At 73.1% G+C, this 6811-nt stretch carries 6 protein-coding genes; 2 read left to right on the top strand and 4 right to left on the bottom strand.

The window, feature by feature from the left end; all coding sequences use genetic code 11:
* Positions 1-173 precede the first annotated feature (173 nt).
* The 3 genes from ACPXCS_RS18905 to ACPXCS_RS18895 are packed head-to-tail and all read right to left on the bottom strand — an operon-like array spanning position 174 to position 3621.
* On the bottom strand, positions 174-1244 hold the full coding sequence (locus ACPXCS_RS18905; RefSeq protein ID WP_425945238.1) for a prenyltransferase: 1071 nt from the start codon (positions 1242-1244) through the stop codon (positions 174-176).
* Positions 1241-1990 (bottom strand): methyltransferase domain-containing protein, encoded by a 750-nt coding sequence (locus ACPXCS_RS18900; protein WP_425945237.1) that lies wholly within the window; start codon positions 1988-1990, stop codon positions 1241-1243. The genes ACPXCS_RS18905 and ACPXCS_RS18900 overlap by 4 nt, the downstream gene beginning before the upstream one ends.
* Positions 1984-3621, bottom strand: coding sequence for a glycosyltransferase (locus tag ACPXCS_RS18895; protein ID WP_425945236.1), 1638 nt, complete (start codon positions 3619-3621; stop codon positions 1984-1986). The genes ACPXCS_RS18900 and ACPXCS_RS18895 overlap by 7 nt, the downstream gene beginning before the upstream one ends.
* 211 nt (positions 3622-3832) lie before the next feature.
* Between ACPXCS_RS18895 and ACPXCS_RS18890 the strand changes: the two genes are divergently transcribed.
* Positions 3833-4498 (top strand): TetR family transcriptional regulator, encoded by a 666-nt coding sequence (locus tag ACPXCS_RS18890; protein ID WP_425945235.1) that lies wholly within the window; start codon positions 3833-3835, stop codon positions 4496-4498.
* Positions 4499-4763: 265 nt separating this feature from the next.
* A complete protein-coding gene (locus ACPXCS_RS18885) occupies positions 4764-5669 on the top strand; it encodes a DUF5753 domain-containing protein (protein ID WP_425945234.1) in 906 nt (301 codons plus the stop codon).
* Between the two features lie 22 nt (positions 5670-5691).
* Here ACPXCS_RS18885 and ACPXCS_RS18880 read toward each other — a convergent pair whose 3' ends face one another.
* On the bottom strand, positions 5692-6507 hold the full coding sequence (locus tag ACPXCS_RS18880) for an SAM-dependent methyltransferase (protein WP_425945233.1): 816 nt from the start codon (positions 6505-6507) through the stop codon (positions 5692-5694).
* Positions 6508-6811 lie beyond the last annotated feature (304 nt).

Below are 6811 nucleotides of genomic sequence, written 5' to 3'. Positions count from 1 at the left end.
GGGGGGGGGGGCCGCGGGGGGGGGGGGGGGGTGTTCGTTTTTGGGGCCCCCCCCCACCCCCCCGGGGGGCCCCGGCCCCTCACCCGCCCCGGGGGGGGGGGGGGGGGCGCCCCCCCCCCCCCCCCCCCCCGCCTCCGCCAAACCCCGCTCGGCACGCGGGCGTTCGAGCGCCGCTAGGCGCAGCAGTCCGCCTCGAGTCCCAGCGGCAGCTGCTCGCCGCCGAACACCGCGCAGGTCGCCTCGTGGCCGCCCAGCGCGGCGACGGCGAGGAGCAGCGACCCGGCCGTCCAGGTCGTGAGTTCCCGCGGCCAGACCGCGTCGTCGTCGAAGACGTACCCGGTCCAGTACAGGCCGCTGTCCGCGTCGCGCAGGTGCTGGATCGACTGCAGCACCTCCAGCGCCCGGTCGGACTCCCCCATCGCCCAGAGGGCCAGGGCGAGTTCGGCGGACTCACCGCCCGTCACCCACGGGTTGGGCACCACGCACCGCACGCCCAGTCCCGGGACGACGAACCGCTCCCAGCCCTCCTCGATCCGGGCCTTGGCCTCCGCGCCGGTCAGCGCGCCGCCCAGCACCGGGTAGTACCAGTCCATCGAGTAGCGGTTCTTGTCGAGGAACCGCTCCGGGTGGTGGCGTATGGCGTGCCGCAGGGCTCCCGCCGCCAGCTCCCAGTCCGGTTGCGGCTCCTCCCGCTGCTCGGCGATGGCGAGGGCGCAGCGCAGGGCGTGGTGGATGGAGGAGGAGCCGGTCAGCAGGGCGTCGGCGGTCTGCGTGCCGTCGTCGTCGCGCCGCCAGCCGATCTGCCCGCCGGGCTGCTGCAGGCGGAGCACGAACTCCACCGCCGCGTACACCGACGGCCACATCCGCTCAAGGAACGTGTCGTCACCGGTGGACAGGTAGTGGTGCCAGACGCCGACGGCTATGTAGGCGACGAAGTTGGTCTCGCGGCCGCGGTCGGTGACGTCGGCGAACTCCCCGTCGGCGTACGCCGCGTACCAGGAGCCGTCGTCGTTCTGGTGCCGGGCCAGCCACAGGTAGGCCCGCTCGGCGGCCTCGTGCTCACCGGCCGCGTCCAGGGCCATCGCCGCCTCGACGTGGTCCCACGGGTCGAGGTGGTGGCCGCGGAACCAGGGGATCGCGCCGTCCTCGCGCTGCACGCCGAGGATGCCGGCGACGGTCTCGGCGGCCTGCCCGGCGGTGAGGACCCCGGGCAGGACCAGATGTTCCGTCCGGGGAGTCGTCACTGGGCGTCCGCCCCGGTGCCGGCCGGACGCGGCAGGTGCGGCTTGGTCGCGTACGCCACGAAGCTCTTGCCGATCAGCGGGTTCAGCGCCTGTTCGGCGACCCGGGTGGCCAGGGGCTTCTTCATGATGTCCCAGACCAGCAGCTTGTGGTACGCCCGCACCGGCAGCGCCTTGTCGTTGTCGACGCCGAACGCGCACTTGAGCCACCAGTAGGGCGAGTGCAGCGCGTGGGCGTGGTGGGTGCCGTAGGGCTTGAGGCCGGCCTCGCGGATCTTCTCCAGCAGCTCGTCCGCGCGGTAGATGCGGATGTGGCCGCCCTCGACCTCGTGGTAGGCGTCGGACAGGGCCCAGCAGACCTTCTCGGGGCCGTAGCGCGGCACGGTGACGGCGATGCGCCCGCCCGGCTTGAGGACGCGCACCATCTCCGCGAGGACGCCCTTGTCGTCCGGGATGTGCTCCATCACCTCGGAGATGATGACGACGTCGAAGGACTCGTCGGGGAAGGGCAGCGCGAGGGCGTCGCCCTCCATGGCGGTGGCCGTGGCCCCCTCGGGTGCCTCCCCGGCCTCCTTCATCGCCGCGAACCACTTCGCGACCTCGCGGATCTCGTCGGCGTTCTGGTCCAGCGCCACGACCTGCGCGCCGCGCCGGTAGCACTCGAACGCGTGCCGTCCGGCACCGCAGCCGAGGTCCAGGACACGGTCGCCCGGGGCGAGCGGGAACCGGGAGAAGTCGACGGTCAGCACGTGGCCCTGCTTTCGGAGTTGACGCCTGTGACATCTGCGGGGGCCGGGGAAGCGGCGCCCGCCGAGGACGCGGGAGACGGGGAGACGCCCCCCGTCGCGGCCGCGGGGCCGGAACCGGCCGGGGCCACGGAGGCCGGGGAGCCGGAGACCGCCGGCGCCGCCGCAGCCGGAAGACCGGAGACCGCCGAGGGCGCGGAAGCCGGGGAGCCGGAACCAACCGGGGCCGCAGAAGCCCGAGAAACGGAACCGGCCGGGGCCGGGGAGCCGGGGCCAGTCGGAATCGTGGCGCGGCCGGAGGCCGCACGCGCGGGGCGGCCCCCGTCCCGTCCACCGGCCCGTTCGATCGCCTCGCGGTACCGGGCCACCGTCCCCTCGGCGGCCCGGGCCCAGGTGAAGTGCCGCAGGACCCGGTCGCGCCCGGCCGCGCCGAGCCGCGCCCGCAGCTCCGGGTCGCCCAGCAGGCGGCCGAGCCCGGCCGCCAGTGCCTGCGCGTCCCCCGGCGGCACCGCCAGGCACGTCTCGCCGTCCCGCCCGGCGACCTCGGGGATCGCGCCGCCGGTCGTGGCGAGCAGCGGCGTACCCGTCGCCATGGCCTCGGCGGCCGGCAGCGAGAAGCCCTCGTAGAGGGACGGCACGCAGGCGACCTGCGCGGAGCGCACCAGGTCGACCAGTTCCGCGTCGGAGATGCCCTTGACGAACTCGACGGCGCCTTCCAGCCCGTAGCGCTCCATCGCCTGGGCGACCGGCCCCTCGGCCGGGCGCTTGCCGACCACGACGAGATGCGCCCCGGGGTGCTCGGTGCGCACCTTCGCCAGGGCCTCCACCAGGTGGACCAGGCCCTTCAGCGGCACGTCCGCGCTGGACGTCGTCACGATGCGCCCGGGCACCACCGGTACCGAGGGGTCGGGCGAGAACAGGTCGGTGTCGGCGCCGATGTGGACGACGTGGATGCGGTCCTGGCGGACGCCGAGGTGGTCGACGATCTCCTGGCGGGAGGTGCCGGAGACGGTGAGCACGGACGGCAGCCGCCGCGCCACCCGCTTCTGCATGCGGGTGAAGGCGTACCAGCGCCGCACCGAGGAGCGCCGCTTCCAGCCGTCGGCCGCGTCCAGCTCCAGCTGCCGGTCCACGGTGATGGGGTGGTGGATGGTCGTCACCAGCGGCGCGCCGACGTCGCCCAGCAGGCCGTAGCCGAGGGTCTGGTTGTCGTGGATCACGTCGAACTCGCCGCGGCGGGCGCGCAGATGGCGGCGGGCGCGCAGCGAGAACGTCAAGGGCTCGGGGAAGCCGCCGGTCCACATCGTCGCCACTTCGAGCGCGTCGATCCAGTCGCGGTACTCGTCGCGGCCCGGCGTGCGGAAGGGGTCCGGCTGGCGGTACAGGTCGAGGCTGGGCAGTTCGGTGAGGCGCAGGCCGTCGTAGCCCTCGTCGAGGACGGGGTACGGCTGGGAGCCGATGACCTCGACCCGGTGGCCGAGGCGGGCCAGTTCACGGGAGAGGTGCCGGACGTAGACGCCCTGACCGCCGCAGAACGGGTTCCCTTTATAGGTGAGGAGCGCGATGTCGAGCGGTCGCAAGCCGTCGGCAGCGGGGTCCTCCGGAGCCCCGGCCTCCCTGGCCTCAGCGGTCACTCCGGGCCCCCTTCTCCCTGCACTGTCCCGCGAGATTACGCCGGGACGCTAATCTAGAACAAGTTTCAGACTTGATCGTTCGGAGGCTCCGAATCTACCGGCAGGTAGGGGCGCTGTGACCAGTGGATCAGGTGATTCACGCCACGACCGGTGCCGTGCCATGCTGTCTGATCACCCGTCCTCACGGACGGTCACGGAACGGGACCGAACCATGCCCGCGCAAGCCCAGGTGAACGCCGAGGTGAACAAGGTGGCCAAGCCGGCCAGGGTGGAAGCCGGAGCCGCGGCCTCCGCACCGCTGACGGAGCGGCAGGAGGCCCGCCGCCGCCGCATCCTGCACGCGAGCGCGCAACTGGCCGGCCGGGGCGGTTTCGACGCCGTGCAGATGCGTGAGGTCGCGGAGTCCTCACAGGTGGCGCTCGGCACGCTGTACCGGTACTTCCCCTCCAAGATCCATCTGCTGGTCGCCACCATGCAGGACCAGCTGGAGCACCTGCACGGCACGCTCCGCAGGAAGCCCCCGCAGGGCGCCACGGCGGCCGAGCGGGTCGCGGAGACGCTGATGCGGGCCTTCCGGGCGCTGCAGCGCGAGCCGCACCTGGCCGACGCGATGGTCCGCGCGCTCACCTTCGCCGACCGCAGTGTGAGCCCCGAGGTCGACCAGGTCTCCCGGCAGACCACGGCGATCATCCTGGACGCGATGGGCCAGGAGGACCCGACGCCGGAGCAGTTGTCGGCGGTCCGGGTGATCGAGCACACCTGGCACTCGGCCCTGATCACCTGGCTCTCGGGCCGCGCCTCCATCGCCCAGGTCAGGATCGACATCGAGACGGTCTGCCGCCTGATCGACCTGACGGCGCCGGACGCACGGCACTGACCCGCCCCTCGGGCACTGATCCTCCGGCAGAACACCGGCTCCCCGCCGTCCCCCTGCGCCACCCCGTCGAGCCGGGCCGCGCGGAGTCGGCCCCGGGCAGCGCACCGGTCGCGTACCTGGCGGTGCGAGGGACCCTCACCCGTCCTCCACCTCTCCTGCCACGGACCCACACCGAACGCGAAGGCGCTTGTTCGATAAGGCACTTGACGCCGACAAGCGCCCCCTACGATGGTCGGAAGCAACGCTCGCACCGGGAGAGAAGCCCATGGGCACCGAAGAGGCCGCATTCGTCACGACCGGCAGCGGGGCCCTGGACGCCCGGTCGGCCGGGCCCATGGTGCCGCGGCTGGTGCTGGGCGCCCGGCTGCGGCGGCTGCGCGAGGAGCGCGGCATCGGCCGCGCCGACGCGGGGGAGGTCATCCGCTCCTCCTCGTCCAAGATCAGCCGGATGGAGGCCGGGCGCCACGGCTTCAAGCTGCGCGACGTCGCCGACCTGCTCACGCTCTACGGCGTCTCGGACGAGGCCGAGCGTGCCACCCTGCTGGCCCTGGCCGAGCAGGCCAACTCCCCGGCGTGGTGGCGTTACTACAGCGATGTCGTGCCGGTCTGGATGCAGACGTACCTCGGGGCCGAGCAGGCCGCGAGCCTCGTCCGCTGCTACCAGGTCCAGCGCGTGCCCGGCCTGCTGCAGACCCCCGAGTACGCCCGCGCCTCCCTCCGGGTCGCCCACCCGGACGCCGGCCCGGCGGGGATCGAGCGCCGGGTGGCGCTGCGGATGACCCGGCAGCGGATCCTGCACCGGCAGCCGGCGACCCGGCTGTGGGCCGTGCTCGACGAGGCGGCGCTGCGCCGCCCGGTGGGCGGGCCGCGGGTGATGCGCGCCCAGCTCAGGCAGCTCATCGAGCTCTGCCGGCTGCCCCAGATCACGCTGCAGATCCTGCCGTTCTCCGCCGGCGGGCACGCGGCGGAGGGCGGCCCGGTGACCATCCTGCGCCTGCCCGGCGGGCAGCTGCCGGACGTGGTCTACCTGGAGAAGCTGACCACCGCCCTGTACCCGGACAAGCCGGCCGACATCGAGCGCCACTGGGACGCCATGAACCGGCTGGTGGTCGAAGCCGAGTCACCGGACGAGACTCCGACCATCCTGCACCGCGTGCTCCAGGAGACCTGACCGCCGCGGGCGGCGGGACGGCTCAGGCCTTGCGGGCGACCCCGCCGTACTGGTGCACCTCGGCGGGCAGCCCCAGGGCGGCCGCGTCGGGGCGCCAGCGGGAGCAGGACGTCACGCCCGGTTCGAGCAGTTCCAGTCCGTCGAAGTAGCGCGCGATCTGCTCCGGGCTGCGGAGGATGTAGGGGACCGAGCCGCCCTCGTTGTACTGGTTGATGGCCCGGACGTAGTCCTCGCTGGTGTCGGTGGAGTCGTAACTCACGAGGAAGCTGCCCGGGGGCAGGGCGTCCACCAGCTGCCGCACGATCGAGCGGGCCTCGTCGTGGTCCTCGACGTGCCCCAGGATGCCCATCAGCATCAGCGCGACCGGACGGTCGAAGTCCAGGGTCTTGCCGGCCTCCCGGACGATCGTGTCGGGCCGGCGCAGGTCGGCGTCCACGTAGTTGGTGACGCCCTCCGGGGTGCTGGTGAGCAGCGCGCGGGCGTGGGCCAGGACCAGCGGGTCGTTGTCGACGTAGACGATCCGGCTCTCCGGGGCCACCCGCTGGGCGATCTGATGGGTGTTGTCCACATTGGGCAGGCCGGTCCCGATGTCCAGGAACTGGCGGATGCCCTCCTCGGCGGCGAGGTGGCGGACGGCGCGTGCGAGGAAGTAGCGGGCGGCGCGGGCCCCGGTCTCGATCCCGGGGAAGATCTCGCGGAACGCGTCACCGGCGACGCGGTCGACCTCGTAGTTGTCCTTGCCGCCCAGCCAGTAGTTCCAGATCCGGGCCGAGTGCGGAACCGAGGTGTCGATCTTGTCGAACGGCTCCTGCTCGGAGTTCTCCACCTGGTCGGTCATGGACGCTCCTGCCTGTGGTCGGGAAGCCCCACGTTAGCCTGTCCACGCCCGCCGGAACATCAACTCGGGGACCCTTCAGGGGAGTTCGGCACATGTCCCGGGCGCCGGGCCCCCGGCGGAAACGGCGCCCTCGGGCGCTTTCCTACGGCCGGGTACAGTAAGCGGGTCGTCATCACACCGTACGGGGCGAAGCCGGTGCAATTCCGGCGCTGGCCCTTCCCCAGGCTCTCGGCTTCGCCCGAGCAGGGGAGCCCCCTGTCGTGAGCCGCCACCCCACGGCGGTGAGCCGGATCGCCCCGTTACG

Source organism: Streptomyces sp. DT190, assembly GCF_049846985.1.
Classification (GTDB): Bacteria; Actinomycetota; Actinomycetes; order Streptomycetales; family Streptomycetaceae; genus Streptomyces.
Note: the sequence above shows the minus strand (reverse complement) of the source record. Positions and strands in the feature narration are given on the sequence as shown.

Bases quoted from the DNA above. Each gene is read 5' to 3' on its own strand.
- ACPXCS_RS18890 (WP_425945235.1), top strand. From the start codon at position 3,833: ATGCCCGCGCAAGCCCAGGTGAACGCCGAGGTGAACAAGGTGGCCAAG.
- ACPXCS_RS18885 (WP_425945234.1), top strand. From the start codon at position 4,764: ATGGGCACCGAAGAGGCCGCATTCGTCACGACCGGCAGCGGGGCCCTG.
- ACPXCS_RS18880 (WP_425945233.1), bottom strand. From the start codon at position 6,507: ATGACCGACCAGGTGGAGAACTCCGAGCAGGAGCCGTTCGACAAGATC.